Source organism: Kitasatospora sp. NPDC056800, from assembly GCF_042789775.1.
Classification (GTDB): domain Bacteria; phylum Actinomycetota; class Actinomycetes; order Streptomycetales; family Streptomycetaceae; genus Kitasatospora.
In genome coordinates this window covers 1-22,584 of sequence record NZ_JBHUAL010000107.1, presented here as the reverse complement: position 1 = coordinate 22,584, position 22,584 = coordinate 1, and the positions used below count along the sequence as shown (strand labels likewise).

Annotated in this window: 17 protein-coding genes; 5 read left to right on the top strand and 12 right to left on the bottom strand. The window is 76.0% G+C overall.

Annotated elements, in window-relative coordinates; genetic code table 11:
• Positions 1 to 50: 50 nt before the first annotated feature.
• The 3 genes from ACFRQN_RS22945 to ACFRQN_RS22935 are packed head-to-tail and all read right to left on the bottom strand — an operon-like array spanning position 51 to position 3,747.
• A complete protein-coding gene (locus ACFRQN_RS22945; protein ID WP_380741737.1) occupies positions 51 to 1,367 on the bottom strand; it encodes an ATP-binding protein in 1,317 nt (438 codons plus the stop codon).
• Positions 1,367 to 2,080 (bottom strand): response regulator transcription factor, encoded by a 714-nt coding sequence (locus tag ACFRQN_RS22940; RefSeq protein ID WP_074005393.1) that lies wholly within the window; start codon positions 2,078 to 2,080, stop codon positions 1,367 to 1,369. The genes ACFRQN_RS22945 and ACFRQN_RS22940 overlap by 1 nt, the downstream gene beginning before the upstream one ends.
• Before the next feature lie 59 nt (positions 2,081 to 2,139).
• A complete protein-coding gene (locus tag ACFRQN_RS22935; RefSeq protein WP_380741735.1) occupies positions 2,140 to 3,747 on the bottom strand; it encodes an alpha/beta fold hydrolase in 1,608 nt (535 codons plus the stop codon).
• A 191-nt stretch (positions 3,748 to 3,938) separates the two neighbouring features.
• On the opposite strand from ACFRQN_RS22935, the gene ACFRQN_RS22930 reads away from it, so the two are divergent.
• Positions 3,939 to 4,772 (top strand): arylamine N-acetyltransferase, encoded by an 834-nt coding sequence (locus tag ACFRQN_RS22930; protein WP_380741733.1) that lies wholly within the window; start codon positions 3,939 to 3,941, stop codon positions 4,770 to 4,772.
• Between the two features lie 156 nt (positions 4,773 to 4,928).
• A complete protein-coding gene (locus tag ACFRQN_RS22925; RefSeq protein ID WP_380741731.1) occupies positions 4,929 to 5,939 on the top strand; it encodes an LD-carboxypeptidase in 1,011 nt (336 codons plus the stop codon).
• Between the two features lie 30 nt (positions 5,940 to 5,969).
• Here ACFRQN_RS22925 and ACFRQN_RS22920 read toward each other — a convergent pair whose 3' ends face one another.
• Positions 5,970 to 6,389, bottom strand: a complete 420-nt coding sequence (locus tag ACFRQN_RS22920) for a helix-turn-helix domain-containing protein (protein ID WP_380741729.1) — start codon at positions 6,387 to 6,389, stop codon at positions 5,970 to 5,972.
• Between the two features lie 84 nt (positions 6,390 to 6,473).
• Complete coding sequence (locus ACFRQN_RS22915) at positions 6,474 to 6,980, bottom strand: AAA family ATPase (protein WP_375876353.1); 507 nt, start codon at positions 6,978 to 6,980, stop codon at positions 6,474 to 6,476.
• Between the two features lie 267 nt (positions 6,981 to 7,247).
• Between ACFRQN_RS22915 and ACFRQN_RS22910 the strand changes: the two genes are divergently transcribed.
• Positions 7,248 to 8,312, top strand: coding sequence for a DUF4190 domain-containing protein (locus ACFRQN_RS22910; protein ID WP_380741727.1), 1,065 nt, complete (start codon positions 7,248 to 7,250; stop codon positions 8,310 to 8,312).
• Positions 8,313 to 8,457: 145 nt separating this feature from the next.
• Entirely contained in the window at positions 8,458 to 8,685 is a 228-nt protein-coding gene (locus ACFRQN_RS22905; protein WP_074005396.1) for a hypothetical protein, read from the top strand.
• 50 nt (positions 8,686 to 8,735) lie between these two features.
• On the opposite strand, the gene ACFRQN_RS22900 is transcribed toward ACFRQN_RS22905, so the two are convergent.
• From ACFRQN_RS22900 to ACFRQN_RS22870, 7 genes are all read right to left on the bottom strand, one after another.
• Positions 8,736 to 13,688, bottom strand: a complete 4,953-nt coding sequence (locus ACFRQN_RS22900; protein ID WP_380741725.1) for an amino acid adenylation domain-containing protein — start codon at positions 13,686 to 13,688, stop codon at positions 8,736 to 8,738.
• The gene (locus tag ACFRQN_RS22895) at positions 13,685 to 15,733 is read right to left on the bottom strand and encodes an ABC transporter ATP-binding protein (RefSeq protein ID WP_380741723.1); all 2,049 of its coding nucleotides are present in this window, start codon (positions 15,731 to 15,733) and stop codon (positions 13,685 to 13,687) included. Before ACFRQN_RS22895 ends, ACFRQN_RS22900 begins: the two co-directional genes overlap by 4 nt.
• Positions 15,730 to 15,960 carry an MbtH family protein gene (locus ACFRQN_RS22890; protein WP_074005399.1) on the bottom strand — a complete coding sequence of 77 codons (231 nt, stop codon included), beginning with the start codon at positions 15,958 to 15,960 and terminating at the stop codon, positions 15,730 to 15,732. Before ACFRQN_RS22890 ends, ACFRQN_RS22895 begins: the two co-directional genes overlap by 4 nt.
• 67 nt (positions 15,961 to 16,027) lie before the next feature.
• The gene (gene dpgC / locus ACFRQN_RS22885) at positions 16,028 to 17,329 is read right to left on the bottom strand and encodes a (3,5-dihydroxyphenyl)acetyl-CoA 1,2-dioxygenase DpgC (protein WP_380741720.1); all 1,302 of its coding nucleotides are present in this window, start codon (positions 17,327 to 17,329) and stop codon (positions 16,028 to 16,030) included.
• On the bottom strand, positions 17,326 to 18,009 hold the full coding sequence (gene dpgB, locus ACFRQN_RS22880; protein ID WP_049659703.1) for an enoyl-CoA-hydratase DpgB: 684 nt from the start codon (positions 18,007 to 18,009) through the stop codon (positions 17,326 to 17,328). Before dpgB ends, dpgC begins: the two co-directional genes overlap by 4 nt.
• A 21-nt stretch (positions 18,010 to 18,030) precedes the next feature.
• Entirely contained in the window at positions 18,031 to 19,176 is a 1,146-nt protein-coding gene (dpgA, locus tag ACFRQN_RS22875; RefSeq protein ID WP_380741718.1) for a 3,5-dihydroxyphenylacetyl-CoA synthase DpgA, read from the bottom strand.
• On the bottom strand, positions 19,173 to 20,543 hold the full coding sequence (locus ACFRQN_RS22870) for a PLP-dependent aminotransferase family protein (protein WP_380741716.1): 1,371 nt from the start codon (positions 20,541 to 20,543) through the stop codon (positions 19,173 to 19,175). Before ACFRQN_RS22870 ends, dpgA begins: the two co-directional genes overlap by 4 nt.
• Positions 20,544 to 21,454: 911 nt before the next feature.
• On the opposite strand from ACFRQN_RS22870, the gene ACFRQN_RS22865 reads away from it, so the two are divergent.
• A partial coding sequence (locus ACFRQN_RS22865; protein WP_380741714.1) for a M4 family metallopeptidase occupies positions 21,455 to 22,584 on the top strand: 1,130 nt, incomplete at its 3' end.

Here is a 22,584-nt window from a genome sequence, read left to right as displayed (position 1 = left end):
TCCGCCCGGGCCCCTCCGGACGGTCCGCCGGGGCGCCGTCCGGCGGACCGTCAGCCGCCCGGCGCCGGCGGCAGCCGGAAGCCGACCTCGGCACCGCCGCCGGGAGCGGCGGCGGCGAAGACGGTGCCGCCGTCCGCGACGACCAGGTCGTGGACGATGGCCAGGCCCAGCCCCGAACCCGGGGTCGACTGGGTGCCGGCGGCACGGTAGAAGCGCCCGAACACGGCCTGCCGGTCGCCGGCGGCGATCCCGGGCCCGCGGTCGCGCACGGCCAGCCGGGTGCCGGTGACGCGGACCTGGACCAGGGTGCCGTCCGGACTGAACTTGACGGCGTTGCCCACCAGATTGTCCACGCAGCGCTGGAGCGCCCGCGGCCGGGCCAGCACCGGGACGGGCCCCTCGGTGATGACGGCGATCTCCCGGCCGGTACGGCGGCGGAAGCGCCGCGCGCTGTCCTCGGCGGCGGCCGGCAGGTCGAGCGGCTCCGGCTCCTCCGCGCTCTGCTGGTCGGTGGCCAACTCGACCAGCTCACGCACGAGTTCGTCGAGCGCGACGGTCTCGGTGACCAGGGTCGCGAGGATCTGCTCCTCGTCCTCGGGAGCGAGCCGGCCGCGGGCGCGCTGGAGGAGCTCGGCGCACCCGCGCACCGAGGTCAGCGGGGTGCGCAGCTCGTGGCTGGCGTCCTGGACCAGGCGCTGCTGCTGCTCGCGGGAGCGGCGCAGCGCGCCGACCATCGACTCGAAGGCCCGGGTGAGGCCGCCGACCTCGTCGCGCCCGGCGGCGGGCAGCGGAGTGGCCAGGTCACGGGTGGTGGTGATGTGCTCGGCGGCGCGGGCCAGGCGCCGCACCGGGCGCAGGATGCGGCCGAGGACGAGCCAGCTGAGCAGGGCGCAGGCGGCGGCGGCCGCCACGCTGGTGACGGTGATCCGCCGCAGGAACGCGTCGTCGACCTCGGTGACCCCGGCGTAGGTCTGGCCGACCATCACCGCGCCCTGCCCGTCGGGGCGGGCCTGGGTGAGGACGCCGTAGGGGGTGCCGTCGACGGTGGCGTCCTCCTGGTGGGAGCCCTGCCCGGTGCGGGCCACCGCCAGGGCCCGCTCGGAGACCGGCAGCGCCGGTCCGCCGCCCGGGGCCAGCGGCCGGGCGGTGCCGTCGGCGGGCAGCAGCTGTTCGACGGTGTCGGGCCGGGCGGGCGGCAGCCGGCCGAGGTCCAGGGCGGCGAGCACGGTCTCGGCCCGGTCCCGCAGGCTCCGGTCGAGCTGGTCGGAGACCAGGGTGCTGACGCCGCGGTAGGCGGCGGTGACGGGCACGGCGATCGCCAGCAGGACGGAGGCGAGGACCACCAGGCCGATGCGGGTGCGCAGCATCAGGCGGTCCGGGCGGTGTAGCCGACGTTGCGTACGGTGTGGATCAGCCGGGGCGCGCCGTGCTCCTCGGTCTTGCGGCGCAGGTAGCCGACGTACACGTCGAGCGAGCGCGAGTCGGTGTCGAAGTCGTAGCCCCAGATGCGCTCGTAGATCCGGTGGCGGGTCAGGACGGTGCCCTGGTTGCGCAGCAGCAGCTCCAGCAGGTCGAACTCGGTCTTGGTCAGGTCGAGCCGGCGCCCGCCGCGGTGGGCCAGCCGGGCGGCCGGGTCCAGGGCGAGGTCGGCGAGGACGAGCCCGGTGTCCTCGCCGTCCCCGGCGTCGAGCGGCTCGGTGCGGCGCAGCAGGGCGCGGATGCGGGCCAGCAGCTCCTCGGTGGCGAAGGGCTTGGCGAGGTAGTCGTCGGCGCCCGCGTCCAGCCCGGCGACCCGGTCGCCGAGCTGGTGGCGGGCGGTGAGGACGAGGACGGGCAGGCGGTCGCCGCGCCGGCGCAGCATCCGGCACAGCGCGAGGCCGTCGAGGCGGGGCATGACCACGTCCACCACCGCGAGGTCGGGGCGCCGGTGCTCCAGGAGCTCCAGCGCCTCCTGGCCGTCGGCGGTGGTGAGCACCCGGTAGCCCTCGAAGCGCAGCAGGTGGTCGAGGGTGGCGCGGACACCGGGGTCGTCCTCGACGACCAGGACGGTGCGCCGGGCGTCGGCGGTGGGATCTGTCATGGTGTCATCCTCGCTGGTGGCGGGCGTGGTCAGGCCGGTCGGGGGCTGCCGACGACGCGTCAGCGGGGGACCGGGACGACCGCGACCGGCGGGATCCGCACCAGGCAGGAGGTGTCGCCGACCTCGCCGGTGCGGACGAAGCCGCTGGCGATCTCCAGGGCGCAGCCGGTGGACTCCATCTCCGGGAGGTGTCCGCTGTTGGGTACCGAGACGAACGCGCTGTGGCGGAACTGGGCCGCCGACAGGCGGGAGTTGACCTCGGGGGTGTTGGTGTCGAGGTCCCCGGAGAGCACCAGGACGGGCACGTCGGGCAGGTTCCCCAGGTCGGTCGGCTGCGGGTGGGCGGTGCCCCGGCGCGGCCAGTTCAGGCAGTTGTCCCCGCCGTCGGTCTGGCCCGCGGCCCAGCCCTCGGGGCTGAAGGCCCCGAAGTCGGCCGGGTCGGCGGCGGCCAGGGCGGCGCGGTACTGGCGGCGGCGCTCCGACACCGGGGCCTCCGGGTCCCAGGCGCGGACGTAGTCGTTGCAGGTGACGGCCAGGAAGGAGGCCTGGTCCTCGGTGCCGGTGCCCTCCATCTCGCCGCGCACCAGGGCGGACAGCGGCCCCTCGTCGCCCGCGGCGAAGGCGTGCAGGGCGGCGGGCAGGGCGCCGAGCAGCCCGGACTCCCCGGGGTGCAGGCCGATGCCGCGGGTGGCCGGCTCGTACATCAGGTCGGCGAGCTTGTCCTCGGTGAACAGCACGGTGCGCCGCTCGCCGCCGGCCTCGGCGGTCACCTTCAGCGGGCGGGCGCGCAGCCGCTCGGCGACGGCGGCGAGGTCGTGCACCGCGGTGTCCGGGGCGCAGGCGCCGCTGCGCTCGCAGATCCGGCGCAGCGTCAGGGAGACCTGCTGGGCGCCGGGCCGGGCCAGGGAGTCGAAGGCGACCGGGTAGGCGCCGGACAGCACCATCTTCTCGACCCGCTCGGGATGGCGGTCGGCGTAGACCGGCATCAGGTAGGTGCCGTAGGACATGCCGTACAGCACCAGCCTGGGGGCGCCCAGGCGCTCGCGGGCGGCGTCGATGTCGTCGGCGGTGGCGGCGCTGGTGTAGCCGCGGGCACGCGGGCCGAGTTCCTCGGCGCACTCGGCGACGAGCTCGCGCTGTTCGGGGCGCGGGGCCCAGCGGTACTCGGCCTCGGTGACGTCGCAGGGCAGCCGGCCGGAGCGGCCGGTGCCACGCGGGTCCAGCAGGAGCACGTCGTAGTCGTCCAGCACCCCCCGCAGCGCACCGGCCACCTGCTCGGCGCGGTCGATCAGGGTCTCGCCGGGGCCGCCGGGGTTGAGGGCGACGGTGCCCAGGGCCGGACCGGGGCGGCTGTGGCGCACCACCGCGTAGCTCACGTCGACGCCGCCCAGGCGCGGCTCGCCCGTCACCAGGGGCCGGCGCATGGTCGTGCAGTCGACCCGGTGGCCGGGGACGGCCGGGCACCACGCGGGCCGGCCCTGCGCCCCGGCGGCGGAGGCCTGCGCGGGCGGGGCGGCGGCGAGCGGCAGCGCCGTCGCCAGTACCGCCAGGGCCGCGGCGGCCAGGGCGCCCCGCCGGGCCCGCCGCCCCGCGCCGCCCGTGTCCGCGCCGTTCGCGCTCGCGCCGTTCGCCCCGGTGGCCGTGCCCCTCGCCGTGCTCGTCGTCATCGCGGTGTCCTCCGTACGTCCTGCGGTCGGTGTGGGCACGACTCTGCCGGGCGCCCGTCAGCCGTTCGGCAGAGCGACGGCAAAGGCGTGTAAGAACCCCGGGCGCGTACGGACCCGGGCGCGCGGGAACCCGGGGGCGTAGGACCAAAAGCCGATGGCCCCGGCGCCCCGCGCCCGGGTGGAATGGCCCGATGGATCACGTGCCACACCCCGAGCAGCCGTCCGACGGCCCCGCCGACGGCCTCACCGCCGCCCAGCGGGACGCCTACCTCGACCGCATCGGCCTGCCCGACCCCGGCGCCCCCTCCCCGCACGCGCTCGCCCGGCTCCAGCTCGCGCACCTGCGCACCGTCCCGTTCGAGAACCTGGACATCCACCTCGGCGAGAGCATCGTCCTCGACCCCGCCGCCCTGCTGGCCAAGGTCGTCACCCGCCGCCGCGGCGGCTTCTGCTACGAACTCAACGGCGCCTTCGCGCAGTTGCTCACCTCGCTCGGCTACCGGGTCGGCCTGCTCGCCGCCCGCGTCTTCGACGGCGAACGGCTCGGCCCGCCCTTCGACCACCTCGCCCTGCGGGTGGACCTCGACGAACCGTGGCTGGCCGACGTCGGCTTCGGCCGCTTCAGCCACCACCCGCTGCGCCTCGACGAGCGCGGCGAACAGGCCGACGCCGAGGGCGCGTTCACCCTCACCCCGACCGGCACGGACGGCTACCTGGACGTCCTACGGGACGGCACGCCCCAGTACCGCCTGGGCGCGCGCCCGTACGAGCTCGCCGACTTCGCCCCGACCTGCCGGTGGCAGACCACCTCACCGGACTCCCACTTCACCCGCTCCACGACCTGCACAGTGCTCACCGCGGACGGCGGCCGGGCGACCCTCAGCGGCAACCGCCTCATCACCACCACCCCGGCCGGCGAACGCACCGAACGGACCCTCACCGACGACGAGGCCCTCGCCGCCTACCGCACCCGCTTCGGCATCACCCTGGACCGCCTGCCGAGCCTGCCGGCCCTCCCCGGCTGAGCGCCCGGCGACCGCCCGCCCGGGCGAAAACCGGTTGCCGCCGCGCAGGCCGACGGCGAGACTGCGGTCCGACCCGCCCGGCCGGTGCGGCCGCCGGGGGTGTCCCGCCCGTCCGGCCCGGCCGGATCCGCCCACCTGCGAAACCGGGGTCGCCCCATGCCCACCGAGCCGACCGCCCTGCTCCACCCGCGTGCCCTGCGCCCCGGCGACCTGGTGGCGGTGGCCGCGCCGTCCGGTCCGCTGGACGAGGCGGACCGGCCCCTCCTGGCTCGCGGCACGGCCGTGCTGGAGGAACTCGGCTTCCGGGTACGGGTGTGCCCGTCGGTCGCCGAGGGGCGCCGGCACTGGTGGGCCGCGGGCCGTCCCGCCGAGCAGGCGGCGGAGTTCAACGCGCTGCTGCGCGACCCCGAGGTGCGGGCGATCGTCGCGCACACCGGCGGGCAGGCGGTGACGGGCTGGCTGGACCAGCTGGACCTGGACGCCGTACGCGCCGACCCGAAGCCGGTGCTGGGCTGCAGCGACGTCTCCCAGCTGCTGCTGGCCCTGCACGCCCGCACCGGACTGGTCGGCGTGCACGCCGACATGGCCACCTACGGCTTCGGCGAGTGGAGCGAGCGCTTCGCGGGCGGGCCCGAGGAGGACGGCGCGCACCGGGCGCTGCGCGAGGCGTACCTACGGGTGCTCACCGTGCCGGCCCCGCCCGGGCCGCTGCCGGCGCTCTCCCCGTGGCAGTGCTGGCGCGACGGCCGCGCCCGGGGCCCGCTGGTCGGCGGCCTGCTCAACCGGCTCGTCGCCCTCCAGGCCACCCCGTACGCCGTCCCCGCGCCGTGCTTCGACGGCGCGGTGCTCTTCTGGGAGGAGGTGGACCGGCCGCTGTCCGCGGTCTGGAAGGACCTGCACGTGCTGCGGCTGTCCGGCGTCCTGGACCGGATCGCGGCGATGGTGGTCGGCACCCCGCACCGGGTCGGCTCCGACGGGCCCGCAGGCGTGGGAGAGCCGTCGCTGCGCGAGGTGGTCCTGGACGTGCTCGGCGACCGCCCGCTGCCCGTCCTCGCCGGCGTGGACTTCGGCCACGCCGGCCCCAACCTCCCGCTGCCCCTCGGCGTGCGGGCCGAGGCCGACGCCACCGCCCGCACCCTCACCCTGCTCGCCCCGGCGGTCTCCTGACCCCTCCGCCGGGGCCGGCCGCCGCAGCGGTCAGGCGACGAGGCAGAGCCCGTCGTACCGGCCCGTGGACGGGGCACGGCCCCGGCCCGTGCGGCTCGGGACGGCGGCGTAGCGGGCCAGCTCGTCCTGGGCGAGCGAGAGCAGGTCGCCGAGGCCGAGGCCCAGCGCCCGGGCGGCGGCCGCGAGCACCTCGGAGGAGGCCTCCTTGCGCCCGCGCTCCAGCTCCGACAGGTACGGCATCGAGATCCGGGCCGCCTCCGCGACGTCCTTCAACGTGCGCTCCTGGGCGAGCCGTTCGCGCCGCAGCACGTCGCCGACGACGTCGCGCCACAGCGGCTCCCGCCGTACGGGCGCCGGGTGCGGGGGACGGGACGGCCCGCCGGACGCGGGCGGCCGGGCCTGCGGGCGCAGGGGGATGACGCGGGCTTCGTTCGGCGCATGGGTGCTCACCCCTCACACCCTAGGTACTTGACGCCCCGGGGGAAGAGCACGGGGTTCCGCCCTGGGTGAAGCCCGCGCGCCGGCCACGGCCCCTCAGGGCCGGGGCGTCCAACCAGCCGGGGCGAGGCCGGTGTCGGCGAGGATCCGCCCGACCGTCTCCTCCAGGCCGCTGTGCCGGCCGACGACCCGTTCGAGACCGTCGGGGAGCAGGTCGTGGGGCCGGTACCAGTCGGCCATGTCCTCGGGGGAGAACTCGGCGGCCTGGGGGCGGGTGGCGTGCCGGCGCACGGTCTCGTCGAAGTCCACGTCGAGGTAGTACAGGAAGCTGCGGCCCCGGTGGTCGGCGACGAGCCGGGCCAGCATCGGCCCGTAGCGCTCGGCGGCGAGGATGCCCTCGACGACCGTGTGGAAGCCGTGGTCGAGGGCGTGCCGCGCGACCAGGTCGATCAGCCCGATGTTCGCCCCGCCCGGGACGTCCCGCTCCCGCAGCACGGTACGCCGCAGCAGGTCCTGCCCGACGACGGCGAGGCCCCGCCCGTACGCGGCCCGCAGCCGAGCGGCGACGCTGGACTTCCCGGCGCCGCTCGGACCCCGCACCACGACCAACACGCTCTCCGGGCCGCCCGTCACACCGCGACCGTCCCCGCGCCGCGCCCCGCCCACACCACCGGGCGCCCACCGGGTACCCGGCGGGAGGCCGCGGCCCGGCACTGTATATCTTGATCACTCGCCGGCCCGGCCGGCGTCCCGTCCCAGGGGGTGACGCGTGGGGCCGGGCCGCTGCCGTCGGGGAGCCGGGCAGGAGGCCCCCGACCCGGGGCCGAGCAGCGGCCCGCCCGACATCCCACCGTTCCCGAAGGATTCCGCATGACCGTTCCCGTCCCGCCCGACAGCAGCCCGCGGCCTGCCGAGGAGCCGGCCGCCGCCGACCCGTGGGCGCCGCCGGGCCAGGGCCGGGACGCGGCCCCCACGGTCCCCGGCCCCGGCTTCGGCCCCGCCCCCGCTCACGCCCCCGCCGCGGGCCCCGGGCAGATACCGGGTCAGGCCCCCGGCCAGGCACCCGGCGCCCCGTACTGGCCGCCCTACGCGATGCCGGCGCCCGCGCCGCAGCCCCGCAACGGCCTGGGCATCGCGGCCATGGTGCTCGGGATCGTCGGCGTCGTGCTCGGCCTGACCATCATCCTGTTCTGGCTGTCCTGGCTGCCCGCCCTGCTGGCCGTGGTCTTCGGCGCGATCGCCCTGGGCCACGTGCGCAAGGGCCTGGCGGCCAACCGGGCGATGGCCCTGGCGGGCGTGGTCCTGGGCGTCACCGGCCTGCTGGTCTCGGTCGGCACCGGCGTGTTCGTCGTGAACCGGGTGCAGGAGGTCCACCGGGAGCAGAAGGCGCAGGCGGAGGCCGCGCGCATCCGCTTCGAGACCGCGACCAAGGCCGCCGAGGAGCGGGCGGCCAAGGAGAAGGCGCGGATCGAGGCCGAGCGCCAGCGGCTCGCGGCCGAGCAGGAGAAGCGGGCCGCGGACGAGCGGGCCCGGCGCCTGTCGTTCGGCCAGTCCTACACCTACCCGGACGGGCTGAAGGTCACGATGGCCGCGCCGGAGCCGTACGTCCCGCGCGGGGGCGTGGGCGAGACCCCCAAGGACACCACGATCGTCCAGGTGAGGATCACCGTCGTCAACACCGGGCCAGCGGAGGTCTCGCTCCTCGGTTCGGGGCTGCCCACCGTCCGGGACGCCAAGGGCAACCTCGTCTTCACCCTGATCGACGGCAGCGGACGGATGAAGATCCTCACCAAGTCCCTGGCCCCGGGCGAGGAGGCCACCGGGCTGACCGCGTACGCCCTGCCGGCCGGCGCGGGCGACCCGTTCTCCGTCCGGTTCGACCACACCATGGGCACGGAGTACAAGGACGTCATCTGGACCGGCCCGGCCGGCTGACCCCCGACCGGCCCCCACCGCCCGAGGCCGCCCGACCGCCCCCCGCGGCAACTCTGACGGCACGTCACAAATCGGCAACCGAGGCCCCGTCTCGGTCACCACCGCCGTCGCCGGCATCCGCAACCAGACCACGGACAAGGTGGCGATGCCCTCGACGGACGACGTCACCGAGGGCTGGAGGCGGATGCACGGCAGCAACCGGGTCAACGGCGCGAGCGGCTGGATCTGCCTCGACCCGCAGGGCAACGCCTACAACAAGGCCGTGCCCGTCGTCGAACTCGACCCGAAGATCAAGAACGCCGTCCTGGTCGGCCTCGCCTGGCCCCTCGGCCACGCCCCCGACGCGACCTGCCCGATCGGCAGCGACGGCTGACCCCCGGGCAGGGGCCGCGCCCACCGGGACCGCGACCCCTGCCCGCCGCCTCAGCCGCCGTCCTTCTCGCCGTCCTTCGCGCCGTCCCCGCCGCCGAAGGCGGACTCGAACTCGTCGATGTCCTCCTGGCCCAGCGAGATCAGCGAGAAGTCCGACGGGGTGTGGCCGCCGGAGCCCTCGTCGGCGTGCCGCACCAGGCCCTCCAGCACCGCCCGCCAGCGCTCGGCGAGGTCCGCCAGCTCCGCCCCGCCGAGCAGCCCGGCCGGCGACTCCAGGACGAAGGACAGCTCGGGGCCCTCGGGCAGGTCCCGCGCCCGGCCGTTGATCTCCAGCACGTGCCGCAGCGGCATCGCCGGGTCGACACCGCCGGGCATCACGTGCTCGCCCGCCGACGTCCACGGCCGCCCACCGGCCGCGGAGCCCACCCCGGCGTCCGCGTCCGCGGAGCCCGCCTCCTCACCGGAACCGCCGAACCGGCCCAGGTAGTTGAACCCGATCTGCGGCGCCGCCAACGGCGCGAGCACCGACCGCGTGGCCGGGTTGGCGTACCTCAGCAGCCCGTACCCCAGACCGTCGCCCGGCCGCTGCCGCAGCTGCTCCTTGACCCGCTTGATCAGCCGCGCCACGTCCTCCCCGCCCGCCCGGACCTCGGCCGGGTCGATCGGCCCGGTCTCCAGCCACACCGGGTGGACGGCGGTGAACCAGCCGAGCGTGCGCGTCAGGTCCATGTCCTCCGACAGCGGCACCCGGCCGTGCGCCTCCCGGTCGACCAGGAACCCCTCCGGCACCGGCCTGCCCCGGGCGCGCAGCCACTCGCCGAGCGCCGCGGCCAGACCGGACAGCAGCACGTCGTCCACGCCCGCGTGGAAGGCGGCGGGCAGGGCCGCCAGCAGCGGCCCCGCGGTGCGCGCCGGGACGGTCAGCTCGGCGCGCGAGCGGCCGCCGCCCGCGGTGTCCACGCGCGGGTCGAGCGGCCGGTCGGCGAGCGGCTCCTCGACCCGGTCCACCACCCGCCGCCAGTCCGGCAGTTCGTCCACCGTCCGCTGCGCCCGGGCCCGCTCCGCCAGGGCGACCGCCCAGCGGCGGAACGACGTCGCCTCGGCGGCGACCGCCGCCCCGGCCGCGTCCGCGCCGCCGGCGGCCAGGGCCGCGTGGGCCAGGGCCAGGTCGGGCACCAGCACCCGCCAGGAGACGCCGTCGATCACCAGGTGGTGGGCCGTCAGCAGCACCAGGCCGCTGCGCCCGGCGCCGCGCTCCAGGAGCACGGCGCGCAGCATCACGCCGTCGCGCGGCGCGAGCGCGGCCTCGGCGGCGGTGGCCTGCTCGTCGACCAGCGCGTCCAGCCGCTCCCCGTCGAGGCCGGCCGCGTCCACCCGGCTCACCAGGTCCGCCGCGGCGACCGCCCAGGACGTGCCCGGCTCGGGCACCACCAGCTGCTCCTCGTCCTCCTCCAACCGTGCCCGCAGCACCTCGTGCCGGTCGAGGACCGCCTGCAGCGCGTCCGCCAGCTGCCCGGTCGTCAGGCCGGGCGGCGCGGTCAGCAGCATCGCCTGGCTGCCCGCGCGGGCCACCGAGCCCGCGCGCCGCGCGACCTCGCGCATCACCGGGGTCAGCGGGACCGGGCCGTAGGGGACGTCCTCGGCGTGCTGCGCCTTCGTCCCGTCGACCGGTCCGGCCACCCGTGCGAGCTCCGCGGGCGTGCACAGCTCGAAGACCTGGCGCGGCGAGATCGCCAGACCGGCCTTGCCGGCCCGCCCGGCCAGCAGCATCGAGGTGATCGAGTCGCCGCCGAGGACGAAGAAGTCGTCCTCCGGGCCGACCTGTTCGAGGTTCAGCACCTCGGCGAACAGCCGGCACAGCAGCTCCTCCGCGTCGGTGGCCGCCTCGCGTCCGGCCGCCCGGCCGGCGAAGACGGGCCGGGGCAGGGCGGCCCGGTCGAGCTTGCCGTTCGCCGTCACGGGCAGGGCCCCGAGGACGGTCACCGAGGCCGGGACCAGGTACTCGGGCAGCTTCCCGGCGAGGTGCTCCCGCAGCGCCTCCGGGTCGAGGGCGGACTCGTCGCCGCCGGCCGGCACGGCGTAGCCGGCCAGCCGCTTGTGGCCGTCCTCGTCCTCGACCGCGACGACGAGCGCCTGGGCGACGCCGGGGTGCGCGGCGAGCACGGCCTCGATCTCGGCCGGCTCGACGCGGAAGCCGCGGATCTTGAGCTGTTCGTCGGCGCGGCCGAGGAAGAGCAGCTGCCCGTCCGGGGTCCACTGCGCCAGGTCGCCGGTGCGGTACATCCGGGCGCCCTCGGGTTCGTCCTCGGCGGGGAAGGGGCAGGCCACGAAGCGCTCCGCGGTGAGTGAGGGACGGCCGAGGTAGCCGCGGGCCAGTCCGGCCCCGGCGAGGTAGAGCTCGCCGGTCATGCCGACCGGCACCGGCCGCAGGAACGCGTCCAGGACGAACACCCTGGTGTTGTCCATCGGCCGCCCCAGCGGCACCGTGTCGGGCACCGCGTCCGGGTCGGTGAAGGGCAGCTGGGTGGTGAAGGCGGTGGTCTCGGTGGGGCCGTAGGTGGTGCGCACCACCATGCCGGGGTGGGAGCGCAGCAGGGTCCGTACGGCGTTCGCGGAGACGACGTCGCCGCCGGTGGAGACCTCGCGCACGCCGCCGAAGATGTGCGGCGCCTGCTCGGCGAGCACCCGGAAGTGCCCGGCCGTGGCGTGCACGTTGGTGACCTGCTGGGCCGCGATCAGCCGGCCGCGTTCGACGGTGTCGATGTCCCCGGGGGGCACCAGCACCAGCCGGCCGCCGTGCAGCAGCGTCGTCCAGATCTCGTAGGTGGAGGCGTCGAAGGCGTGGTTGGCCTGCACCAGCACCCGCTCCAGGGCCCCGCTGGACCAGCACTCGTCGAGGCAGAAGGCGAGGACGCTGCCGTAGGTCACCGCGACGCCCTTCGGCAGGCCGGTGGACCCGGAGGTGTAGATGACGTACATGAGGTTCTCCGGCCGGACCGGCACCGGCGGGAAGGCCCCGGCCTCCGCGTCCGCGTCCGTCTCCTCGGCGGGCTCCGCCGCCAGGCGCAGCACCTCGGCGGGGGCGAACAGTCCGGCGTCGGCCAGGCCCCGCCCGGCGTTGGGCGCGTCCACCAGCACGACGGCCGGGCCCGCCTGCGCCGCGACCGCGCGGAGCCGCCCGGCCGGGTGCCGGCCGTCCATCGGCAGGTACGCCGCGCCGGCCTTCACCACCGCCAGCAGCGCGGTGATCAGCTCGGGCGAGCGCTCGGCCACCACGCCCACCAGCGTCTCGGGGCCCACGCCGAGCCCGGCCAGCCGGTGCGCCAGGCGGTTCGCCCGCCGGTCCAGCGCGGCGTAGGTCAGCTCGGTGTCCCCGGCGACCACGGCCACCGCGGCGGGGGTGCGGCGCACCTGCCGCTCGAAGAGCTCGGCGAGGGTCGCCTCGGGCAGCTCGCGGCGGGTCCGGTTCCCGGAGCCGTCCAGGTCCCGCCGCTCCTCGCCGGTCAGCACGTCGAGCCGGCCCAGGGGCACGTCCGGGTCGGCCGCGACCTGGCGCAGCACCAGCGTCATCCGGTCGACGAGGCCGCGGGCGGTGCGCTCGTCGAACAGGTCGGGCCGGTAGTCCAGCCGGATCTCGGTGTCGTCGGCCGGCGTGACGACGACGGTCAGCGGGTAGTGGGCGGCCTCCTCGCCGCCGCCGGCCGCCACCCGCACCCCGGCGGGGCCGCGCCGGGAGACCCAGGCGGGCATCGGCGGCGGCTTCGACGTCCCGTCGGCGGGCGCGGGCGGCTCCGGGCCCGGCCCATGCCCCAGCGGGCCGCCGGCCTGCTCGCCGCTGCGCAGCGCGGTGCCGCCCAGGCCCTCGCCCGGGGGCGGGGGAGCGGCGGGCCGCGGCGCGCCGGGCGCGGCCGGGTCGGCGGCGGGGGCGGCCATCGGGCCGCGGGGGTAGTTCTGGAAGACCATCAGGGTGTCGAAGACCGCGCCCGGGCCGCCGGCGCGCTGGATCTCGGGCAGGCTCAGCTGCTGGTGGTCGAGCAGGGCGGCCTGCTGGTCCTGGAGGGCGGCCATGGCGGTGCGGAAGGGCACGGCCGCGTCCAGGCGCACGCGCACCGGCACGGTGTTGATGAACAGCCCGACCATCCGGTCGGCCTGTGGCACGTCGGCGGGGCGGCCGGAGACGGTCGCGCCGAAGACCACGTCCAGGCGGCCGGACAGCTTGCCGACCAGCAGCGCCCAGGCGACCTGGAAGACCCGGTTGAGGGTGACCCCGGCGTCGCGCGCGGTCTCCCGCAGCCGGTCGGTGAGGTCGTCGCCGATCCGGTCGATCACGTGCCGGAGCATCACCGGCGGGCCGCTGCGGTCGGCCGGGCCCACCAGGGTGGGCTCCCCGGTGCCGGCCAGCATCGCGCGCCAGGCCGCGCGCGCGGCGTCGGTGTCCCGGCGGCCCAGCCAGGCGAGGTAGTCGCGGTACGGCGGCACCTTGGGGAGCACCGAGGGGTCGCCGCCGTTGTCGTAGATCCGCCACAGCTCGTCGAACAGGATCGGCAGCGACCAGCCGTCCATCAGGATGTGGTGCATCGTCACCACCATCCGGTACCGGTCGGGGCCGGCGCGCAGCAGCAGCACCCGCAGCAGCGGGGGCAGGCCGAGGTCGAAGCGCCGGGCGTCGGTCGCGGCCAGGGCGCCGGCGCGGGCGTCGGCCTCCCGCTCGTCCAGTGCGCCGAGGTCGGCGTACGTCCACGGGATCCGCACGCCCTTGGCGATCACCTGGACGGTGTCGCCGGCCGCGCGGGAGCGGAAGCCGGCCCGCAGGCTCGCGTGCCGGTCCAGCAGCGCCTGCCAGGAGGCCTGGAGCACCTCGGGCCGCAGTTCGCCGTCGAGGTTGAGGACCCGCTGCCCCACGTACACGTCCCGGGGCGCGTCCTGGTCGTACGAGGCGTGGAACAGCAGTCCCTCCTGCAGCGGGGAAAGCGGCCACACGTCCTCGACCGTCAGCTGGCTCATCGTGCTCTCCGTTCGGGTTGGTCGGGCCGTTCGGGTCGGTCGGGGCCGGCCGCCGCCTGGGGCGGCGGCAGCAGGCGCAGGGGGCCTCCGCCGGGCGGCAGCGGGGGCGGGGCGCCGTAGCCGTCGGCCGGGTCCGGTCCGGCTTCGGGGCGCGGCGCGGGCGGGTCGGCGAACTGGGTGCGGTAGAGCTCCGCGTACAGGCCGCCGGCGTCGACGAGCGCGGCGTGCCGGCCGCGTTCGACCACGCGCCCGTCCTGGAGCACCAGGATCTGGTCGGCCTCGCGGATCGTGGACAGCCGGTGCGCGATCACCAGGGCGGTGCGGCCGGCCAGGGCCGTCCACAGCGCCTTCTGCAGGGCCGCCTCGGACTCCGAGTCCAGGTGCGCGGTGGCCTCGTCGAGCACGACCACGGACGGCTTCTTGAGCAGCAGCCGGGCGATCGACAGGCGCTGCTTCTCGCCGCCGGAGAAGCGGTAGCCGCGGTCGCCGACGACGGTGTCCAGGCCGTCGGGCAGCGCCGCGACCACGTCCCGGACCTGCGCGGCCTCGCAGGCCTCGACGAGCTCCGCCTCGGTGGCGTCCGGCTTGGCGTAGAGCAGGTTGGCGCGGATGGTGTCGTGGAACAGGTGGGCGTCCTGGGTGACCATGCCGACGGTGTCGCGCAGCGAGGCCAGGGACAGGTCGCGCACGTTGACGCCGCCGATCCGCACGGTGCCCCCGGTGGGCTCGTACAGCCGGGCCACCAGCTGGCTGACGGTGGTCTTGCCCGCGCCGGAGGGCCCGACCAGCGCGGTCAGCCGGCCCGCCGGGGCGCGGAAGCTCACCCCGCGCAGCGCCTGGGCGGTGCCGGAGCGCTCCGGGGCCGGCAGCGACAGCGTCTCCAGCGAGGCGAGGGAGACCTCCTTCGCGGCCGGGTAGCGGAAGGAGACGTCCTCGAACTCGACCTCCGGGGCCCGGCCCGGGCCCGGTACGGGCAGGGCGACGGCATCGGGCCGCTCCACGATCAGCGGCTTCAGGTCCAGCACCTCGAAGAGCCGGTCGAAGGAGACCAGGGCGGTCAGGTAGTTCGACTGCAGGTTGGAGAGCTGGTTGATCGGGCCGAAGAGCCGGGCCAGCAGGGTGGCCAGGGCCACCAGGGTGCCGATCTGGATGCTCCCGGCGACCACCAGCTCGCCGCCGACGCCGTAGACCACCGCGGTGGCCAGCGAGGCCAGCAGCGTCACCGTCACCAGCAGCATCCGCGCGTAGACGGAGGTGACCACGCGCACGTCCCGCACCCGGGCCGCGTTGCCGGCGAACCGGCCGTCCTCGCGCTCGGGCCGCCCGTAGAGCTTGACCAGCAGCGCGCCGGCCACGTTGAAGCGCTCCTGCATGAGCGAGCCGAGCTCGGCGTCCAGCTGCATCGAGGTGCGCAGGTTGCGCTGCAGCCGCCGCCCCACGACCCGGCCCGGCAGCACGAACAGCGGCACCGTGACGAGCACCACCAGGCCGATCAGCCAGGACAGGTAGAAGATCGTGGCGACCACCAGGCAGAGCACCAGCAGGCTGGAGAGCACGTTGGACAGCAGCACCGTCACCGCCTGCTGGGCCTCCATCACGTCGGTGTTGAGCCGGCTCACCAGCGAGCCGGTCTGGGTGCGGGTGAAGAACGCGAGCGGCTGGCGCTGCACGTGCCGGAAGACCTCGGTGCGCAGGTCGTAGATCAGCCCCTCGCCGATGCGCGCCGAACTTCGGCTGACCAGGAAGCCCACCAGGGCCTGCAGCAGCGCCAGGACCGCCACCGCGACGGCGGCGCCCGCCACCACGGCCCGGTCGCGCGGCACGATGCCGCGGTCGATGAGCTCCTTGAACAGCAGCGGCGTGGAGACGGTGATGAGGGCGTCGACCACGGTCAGCGTCAGCAGCGCCACGATCTGCCGCCGGTAGGGCCGCAGGTAGGGCAGGATCCGCCGGGAGGTGCCGGGCCTGACCTGCCCCCGGGCCGGCTGCGTCCCGTCGCCGGGGGTCGCCCGGATGGTGATCAGCGGGCCCGGGCCGCTCGTCATGGCGCGACGACCTCCCTGCCGTCCGGCGCCGCGGCCGTCGGGGCCGGCGGGCGCTGGTCGGTCCAGACGCGGTCGACGTACGCCAGGCACTCGTCGCGGGAGCCCCGGCCGCGGGCGATCCGCCACCCGGCGGGCACCTGCGCGAACCCGGGCCACAGCGAGTACTGGCCCAGGGGGTTGACCAGCACGAGGTAGGAGGCGTCCGGGTCGTCGAAGGGGCTGGTCATCTCGGTCTCCTTGTTCGTTCGGGTGCCGCCCGCCGGGGCGGCGGGGGAGGGCAGCGGCGCGGCGCTCTCACCCGGAGGGCCGGGCCGTGAAGCGGCCCGCCTTGCCGAGCACGTCCGCCGCGCGGATGCGCAGCGCCTGCTGGACGGCGAACTCCGCCAGGTAGGCGCGGAAGCCGTCCGCCGGTTCCAGGGCGAGGTTCACCATGCGGCGGTTGGCGGTGACGGCCGGGTCGCGCAGCAGCTCCAGGGCCCGCTCGACGGCCCGGTCGAGGTCCGCCGGGTCGACGACCTGGTCGACGAGCGTGCGGGCCTCCGGGTCGCTCGCGCGCACCCGCCGGCCGCCGAGGATGATCTGCCGGGCCAGCCGGGGGCCGGTCACCGCGGGCAGCCGGAAGTCCGCCGCGCCCGGGACGATCCCCTCCTGCGCGGCCGGCAGGCTCAGGTAGGCGTCGGAGGCCGCGAGCACGTGGTCCACCGCGAGCAGCAGCTGCATGCCGCCGCCGATCGCGAAGCCGTCCACCGCGGCCACCCACGGCATGTCGGTGAACGGGTAGCGCCAGGACGCGTCGTCCGTGCGCAGCCCGAGCAGCAGCTTCCTGAGGTAGCCGAGCTCACGGCGCAGCAGGAACCCGACGAGGGTGATCTCGCCCGCGTGCAGCCGCTTGAGGTTGATCCCGGCGCTGAACACCCGGCGCCCCGCGTAGCGCGGGTGGGTCATCTCGCCGCCCCGGATCAGCCCGATCTCGCACCCCTCGTCCAGCAGCGCGAGGTCGACCGCGGTCTCCATGTCGTCGACCTGCTGCTCGTCCTCGGCGTTGAGGCGGTCCCCGGCGCACATGGTGATCCGGGCCACCCCCGCGCGCCGCTCCAGCCGGGTGCTGTCCATCCGCACCACCCCGGTGGCCCGGAACTCCCCGAGCAGCTCCAGCGCCCGCCCGGTGGGCCGCAGCATGGAGTCCATCAGGTGGCCGCCGGCGGCCGGGCCGCGCAGCACGCCGCGCAGCAGGACGCCCAGGTCGACCTCGTAGCCGAGGCGCTCGGCCACCGGCAGGGCCCGCTCCGCCCGCAGCTGCGCCGCGGTGGGCACCAGGTTCGGTACGGCGGACGCGGCGCCCTCCACCAGGGCGTCCAGCCGGGGGCGCAGGGTGCGGCCCGCGGTGATCCGGTCGTAGAGCTCCTCGGCGTGGCGGTCCAGGAAGGCGGTGCGCCGCGCGCGGCCGGCGTCCAGCTCCCGCTCGGCGCGCTCGCGCTCCTCGCCGGTGCGCGGCCCGGGCGCGGGGAACGGGGGCAGCAGCCGCGCCGCCCGGTCGAGCCCGTCCGCGCCGCGCTCCCGTACGGCGGCGGGCGCCCGCCCGGTGGCCGCGCTCACGCCGTCACCCCGTCCGGGGCCCGGGTGCGCCGCAGCGCGCGGTCGCAGGCGGCCAGGTGCGGGCCGAGCGCGTCCTCGAAGCTCATCCACTGGGCGTCGAAGGCCAGTTGGCGGCGGATCGCGAGTTCGGGGCCGGACAGGCGGCGCAGCAGCCGGGCGGCGGCCGCCAGGGTGCGCCCGGGGTCCCGGCTCACCTGGTCCACCAGGCAGCGCTCCAGGGCCTCGCGGGCGGTGATCGGCACCCCGAAGAGCACCGTGCGCCGGGCGCGGGCCGGCCCGAGCTGCTGGACCAGCCGGTAGCCGGCCATGCCCGGCCAGACGGCCTGCCCGTGGAAGGACGGCAGCAGCCGCAGGTCCGGGGCCGCCACCCGGACGTCGGCCGCCAGCAGCAGGTCCAGCGCGACGCCGCCGCACTCCCCGCTCGCCGCCGCCAGGGTGGGCAGCCGCAGCCGCTCGAAGCGCCGTACCGCCCGCTCCCACTTCGTGACGGCGGCGGTGTCGCCCGCCTTCGCCACCGCCTCGCCGTCGGGGGCGCCGGACAGGAACAGGGTCGCGGCGTCGGCGCCGGCGCTCTCCGCCTCGTCGCACAGGGCGCCGAGGGCGGCGGTCAGCTCGGCCGAGATCTCCCGGCGGCCGTCCACGTGCAGCACGGGGCCCTCGGGCAGGGCGTTGACGGGCATTGCGGTCTCCCTAGGGTCGGTTCACCACTGGATGAGCGCGGACTCGATCGTCGAACCCGGCCCCATGGTCATCAGCACGCCGTAGTCGCCGTCGCGGACCACGCCCTCCCGCAGGAGCCGGTCGTAGGAGAAGAGGAACGAGCCGCTGGAGACGTTGCCGAAGTCGCGCAGCACGGTGATGGTGTGCCGCAGGTCGTGCCGGGTCAGCCCGAGGTTGACGGCGACCGCGTCGATGACCTTCTTGCCGCCGGAGTGCACCAGCCAGTGCGCGACGTCGTCGCGGCGCAGCGAGGTGCCCGCCAGCAGCCGGTCGACGACCCCCTCCACGTGCGCGCCGACCAGGTAGGGGACCTGCGGGTCCAGGAAGAAGCTGAAGCGGCCCTGGTCGCGGTCCCAGTCGTAGCGCATCGCGTCGATCGCGTCGACGATGGTCACGCTCGCGGTCCGCAGGATCCGGGGCCCCTCCAGCCGGCGGCCGGGCCCCTCCTCCTCGGCCTCCTCGTCCTCGGCCCCCTCCGCCGTGCGGCGCCCGTCGTTCACCGGGTCCGCCACCACCGCCACCGCCGCGGCCCCGTCGCCGAACAGGCTGTTCACCACGGCCGTGCGCATCGTGGCGTCCATCGTGTACGCGGCCGAGCAGGCCTCCGAGCAGACCATCACGGCCAGCCGGCCCGGGTTCGCCACCGCCCAGTTGCCCACCACCGCCAGCGCGTTGAGCCCGGCGTTGCAGCCCATGCCGACGATGTCGGCCCGCGCGGTGTGCCAGTCCATGCCCAGCTCGCGGATCAGCAGCGCGCTCAGCCCCGGCGTCAGGAAGCCGGTCGAGGTCACGCAGCACAGGTACGCCACCTCCGACAGGTCGGCCCCGATCCGCTTGAGGCACAGCTGCAGCGCGTCCGCCCCCATGCTCACGGCCCACGCCTTGTGCTTGTCCAGCAGGTCGCCCTGGCTCTCCCGGAGCCTGGTGCCGTCCGGCGCCGCCGGCGGCAGCACCAGCGAACGCTGCCGGATGGAGCCCAGCAGGAACACCGAGCGCACCCGGCGGTCGGTGATCCCGAACAGGTCCAGCAGCTCCTCCTGGGAGTAGTGCTCGGGCGGCACGGCGGTGCCCACGCTCACGATGCGCGGGACCGTGGCGGCCGGCGCTCGGTCCAGGGCCGTGGTCATGGTGCGTCACTCTCCGTTCCGGGTACCGGGCACGTCACCACCGTGCGTCCACCACCGCGCGCCCCACCGCCGCGCGTCTCCTCACTGAGCGTCTCCACGAACCGCACCAGCCGCTCGACGCCCTCGACCACCTGCCCGGGCGTCAGGTAGCTGATCGACAGCCGGATGTCCCGCTCGCCCCCGCCGTGCGGATGGAAGAACTCCATCGGCGTCCAGATCACCCCGAACTCCCGGGCCGACCGCTCCAGCGCCGCCGTACCGGTCCGGAAACCGGTGCGCAGCGTGAGGAAGAAACCGCCGTCGGGCCGGTTCCAGCCCACCCCCAGCTCCCGGCGCCGCCGCTCCGGCAGCCACCGCTCCAACTGCGCGAGCGTCGCGGCCATACTGCGCCGGTAGTGCTCGGCCGCCCGCGCGTTCAGCACCGACAGCCGCCCGTCCGAACCCAGCAGCGCACCCGCCGCGGCCGCCTGGCTGAGCGAGGACGTGTTCACCGTCACCATGCTCTTCACCTTCGCCAGGTCCCGCGCCAGCAGCCGGATCCCGCCGCGCCCGTCGCGCACCTCCTGGTCGGCCACCACGTAGCCGACCCGCGCACCGGGGAACACCGTCTTGGAATAGGTGCCGAGCTGGATCACGCTCCTCGACGTGTCGAGCGCCTTGAGCATCGGGCACCGCGGCCCCGGGCCGCTCAACCGGTAGGGACTGTCCTCCAGGACGAGCAGACCCTGGCGCCCGGCCAGCTCCAGCAGCCCGGTACGCGTCGGAAGGTCCAGCGTCGACCCGGTCGGATTCGCGTGGTCCGGCACCACGTACACGGCCCGCGGCCGGCGACCCGCCGCGCGCTGCTCCCGCACCGCCGCGTCCAGGTCCGCCACCACCAGCCGCCCGTCACGCTCCGGCACCGCGACCACCGGGATGTCCAGCAGCCGCGCGGCCCCCATGATCCCGACATAACAGGGGGTCACGAGCAGCAGCACGTCCGCGGGCGTCGCGAACAGCGCGCGCAGCACCAGGAACATCGCCTCCTGCGCACCGACCGTCACCACGATCGCCTCGGGCGCGACCTCGAACCCCTCGTCCTGCCGCAGCGAGTACGCGATCAGCTCCCGGATCTGCCCCGCCGCCGGCCCGTACTGGTAGAAGCCGCTGCGCACTTCGGCCGGCCCCGCGCCCCGGCTCTCCAGGTAGGCCGCGTACCGGCGCAGGTAGGTGTGGACCTCCTCGACCTCGAAGAATCCGTCATAGGGGCGGCCCGGCGCGAAGGACACCGCGTCCGGGTAGCTGGACGTGATCTCGTTGAGGAAGTTCATCCGGTCGAGAACCGGGTCCTCGATGCTCGAGTGCAGCGTGGTCGAATCGAGCACCATGGTGCCCGCCTTTCCGTGGACGAGCCGCCGTGCGGCACCCCGTCGGACGGCGGATGCCAGGGCTCGCGTGAAGGACGCGCGGCAGGGCGACGGTGCGGCGGCGCCCCGTGGGCGGATCGCCGGTACCGTCCTCCCGCGTTCGAACATCGGTCGGTCTCGACGTCGGTCTCATGGCGGCCCCTCGGACGGGCCACGGGCTCCGGCGGCGCCACCGCGGGCGCACCGTCCGAACGGCGGCGGCGCGGTGCCCGCACGCGAAAACCGCCGTCGGGCACCGGGCCGAAGGCGGCGTGAGGGGGTACCGAGATCCCAGCACGCCCTGTCGCCGCTTTCGCACCGGCCGCGGTATCCGACGGATATCCGGAGCACAGGGCCCTGTCTGCTGTTTGTCCTCGTTCCAGTACGCGCCACCGGGCGAGGGGCTGTCAAGCGCTGTGGGTTTCCGCCCCGTCACAGCCTGCTACCGGATGCCCGGTCCCGCCGCCGTGCCCGCGACCCCGGCGCCGACCGGCCCGCCGCCGCGCCCCCGCGGCGCCGGCCCGCCCGGGGCGCCGTCGGGGGAGCGCCCGGGGCCCCATGGCCGGGCGCCCCCGGAGGCCCGCCCACCGGCCCGGCCCACCGCCGCCGGCCCGCCCCGACCGGTCGCCGTCCGATCATGACCCGTCACCTGATGTGGTCTCAACCACTGGGACAAAAGCCCAGGTTGGCGCCGAACCGGACCGCCCGGCTTGACGGAATTCGCCAACCCACCGCCCCGCGCGCACCGGGCATTGACCCGAGCATGACGCCGTGTGAGGGTTCGGGCACCCGAGCGCGGACGGCCCGCACGGCCGTCCCCCGGATACGGCCCCGCGGCGCGCCACCAGCCCCTACCGTCCGCGGTCGAGGACCCCCACATGCGAGGAGCCTCGATGCAACGCAGAGTCACCGCAGGCAGGTTGCTGACCACGGCGACCACCCTGACCGTGCTGGCCGGCATGATCGCCGCCGCCACGGGCCCGGCCACCGCCGCGCCCACCCCCTCCCCGGCGCCGCCGAGCGCCCTGGCCGCCGCCGTCAACGCCGCCGACGCCGTCGCCGCGGCCGGACTGGACGCGCTGGCCAAGGGCCCGGGCGAGACCTACGAGCGCAAGACCGTCACCCCCTGGCTCGGCGGCCTCTACTCCGTCTCCTACGAGCGCAGCTACCACGGCCTGCCCGTGGTCGGCGGCGACGCGGTCGTCCTCGCCGACTCCCAGGGCAAGGTCCGCGCCCTGCAGTCCGCCGCCACCGGCCCCGTCGGCGGCTCGACCGCCCCGCAGGTCAGCGCCGAGCACGCCGAGAAGACCGCCCGCACCAAGCTGGCCGCCGTCGACTCCGTCGAGTCCCGCCGCCTGGTCGTGCGCGTCAAGGACGGCACCGGCCGCCTGGCCTGGGAGACCGTCCTCACCGGCCACAAGGGCAGCGCCCCCAGCCGCCTGCACGTCTTCGTGGACGCCACCACCGGCGAGGTCGTCGACAGCTACGACGACGTGCGCGCCGGCACCATCAACAGCGAGTGGAACGGCCCCGCGCCCGTCACCATCAGCACCACCAACTCCGGCGGCTCCTACTCGCTGCGCGACCCGAACCGGCCCGGCCTGTCGTGTTCCGACTACAGCACCGGCCAGGTCTTCTCCAAGTCCAGCGACTCCTGGGGCACCGGCAGCGCCTCCAGCAAGGAGACCGGCTGCGGCGACGCGATGTTCGCGGCCCAGAAGGAATGGGACATGCTCCGCGACTGGCTCGGTCGCAACGGGCACAACGGCAACGGCGGCAGCTGGCCGGTCAAGGTCGGCCTCAACGACGTCAACGCCTACTGGGACGGCAGCACGATATCCATCGGCCACAGCCAGGCCAACAAGTGGATCGCCTCCATCGACGTCGTCGGCCACGAGTTCGGCCACGGCATCGACCAGTACACCCCCGGCGGCGCCAACAACGAGTCCGGCCTGGGCGAGGCCACCGGCGACATCATGGGCGCGCTGACCGAGTCGTACGCCAACGAGCCCGCCCCGTACGA

Coding starts and splice junctions, on each gene's coding strand:
- ACFRQN_RS22945 (WP_380741737.1), bottom strand. CDS start 1,367: ATGCTGCGCACCCGCATCGGCCTGGTGGTCCTCGCCTCCGTCCTGCTG.
- ACFRQN_RS22940 (WP_074005393.1), bottom strand. CDS start 2,080: ATGACAGATCCCACCGCCGACGCCCGGCGCACCGTCCTGGTCGTCGAG.
- ACFRQN_RS22935 (WP_380741735.1), bottom strand. CDS start 3,747: ATGACGACGAGCACGGCGAGGGGCACGGCCACCGGGGCGAACGGCGCG.
- ACFRQN_RS22930 (WP_380741733.1), top strand. CDS start 3,939: ATGGATCACGTGCCACACCCCGAGCAGCCGTCCGACGGCCCCGCCGAC.
- ACFRQN_RS22925 (WP_380741731.1), top strand. CDS start 4,929: ATGCCCACCGAGCCGACCGCCCTGCTCCACCCGCGTGCCCTGCGCCCC.
- ACFRQN_RS22910 (WP_380741727.1), top strand. CDS start 7,248: ATGACCGTTCCCGTCCCGCCCGACAGCAGCCCGCGGCCTGCCGAGGAG.
- ACFRQN_RS22905 (WP_074005396.1), top strand. CDS start 8,458: ATGCCCTCGACGGACGACGTCACCGAGGGCTGGAGGCGGATGCACGGC.
- ACFRQN_RS22900 (WP_380741725.1), bottom strand. CDS start 13,688: ATGAGCCAGCTGACGGTCGAGGACGTGTGGCCGCTTTCCCCGCTGCAG.
- ACFRQN_RS22895 (WP_380741723.1), bottom strand. CDS start 15,733: ATGACGAGCGGCCCGGGCCCGCTGATCACCATCCGGGCGACCCCCGGC.
- ACFRQN_RS22890 (WP_074005399.1), bottom strand. CDS start 15,960: ATGACCAGCCCCTTCGACGACCCGGACGCCTCCTACCTCGTGCTGGTC.
- dpgB (WP_049659703.1), bottom strand. CDS start 18,009: ATGCCCGTCAACGCCCTGCCCGAGGGCCCCGTGCTGCACGTGGACGGC.
- dpgA (WP_380741718.1), bottom strand. CDS start 19,176: ATGACCACGGCCCTGGACCGAGCGCCGGCCGCCACGGTCCCGCGCATC.
- ACFRQN_RS22870 (WP_380741716.1), bottom strand. CDS start 20,543: ATGGTGCTCGATTCGACCACGCTGCACTCGAGCATCGAGGACCCGGTT.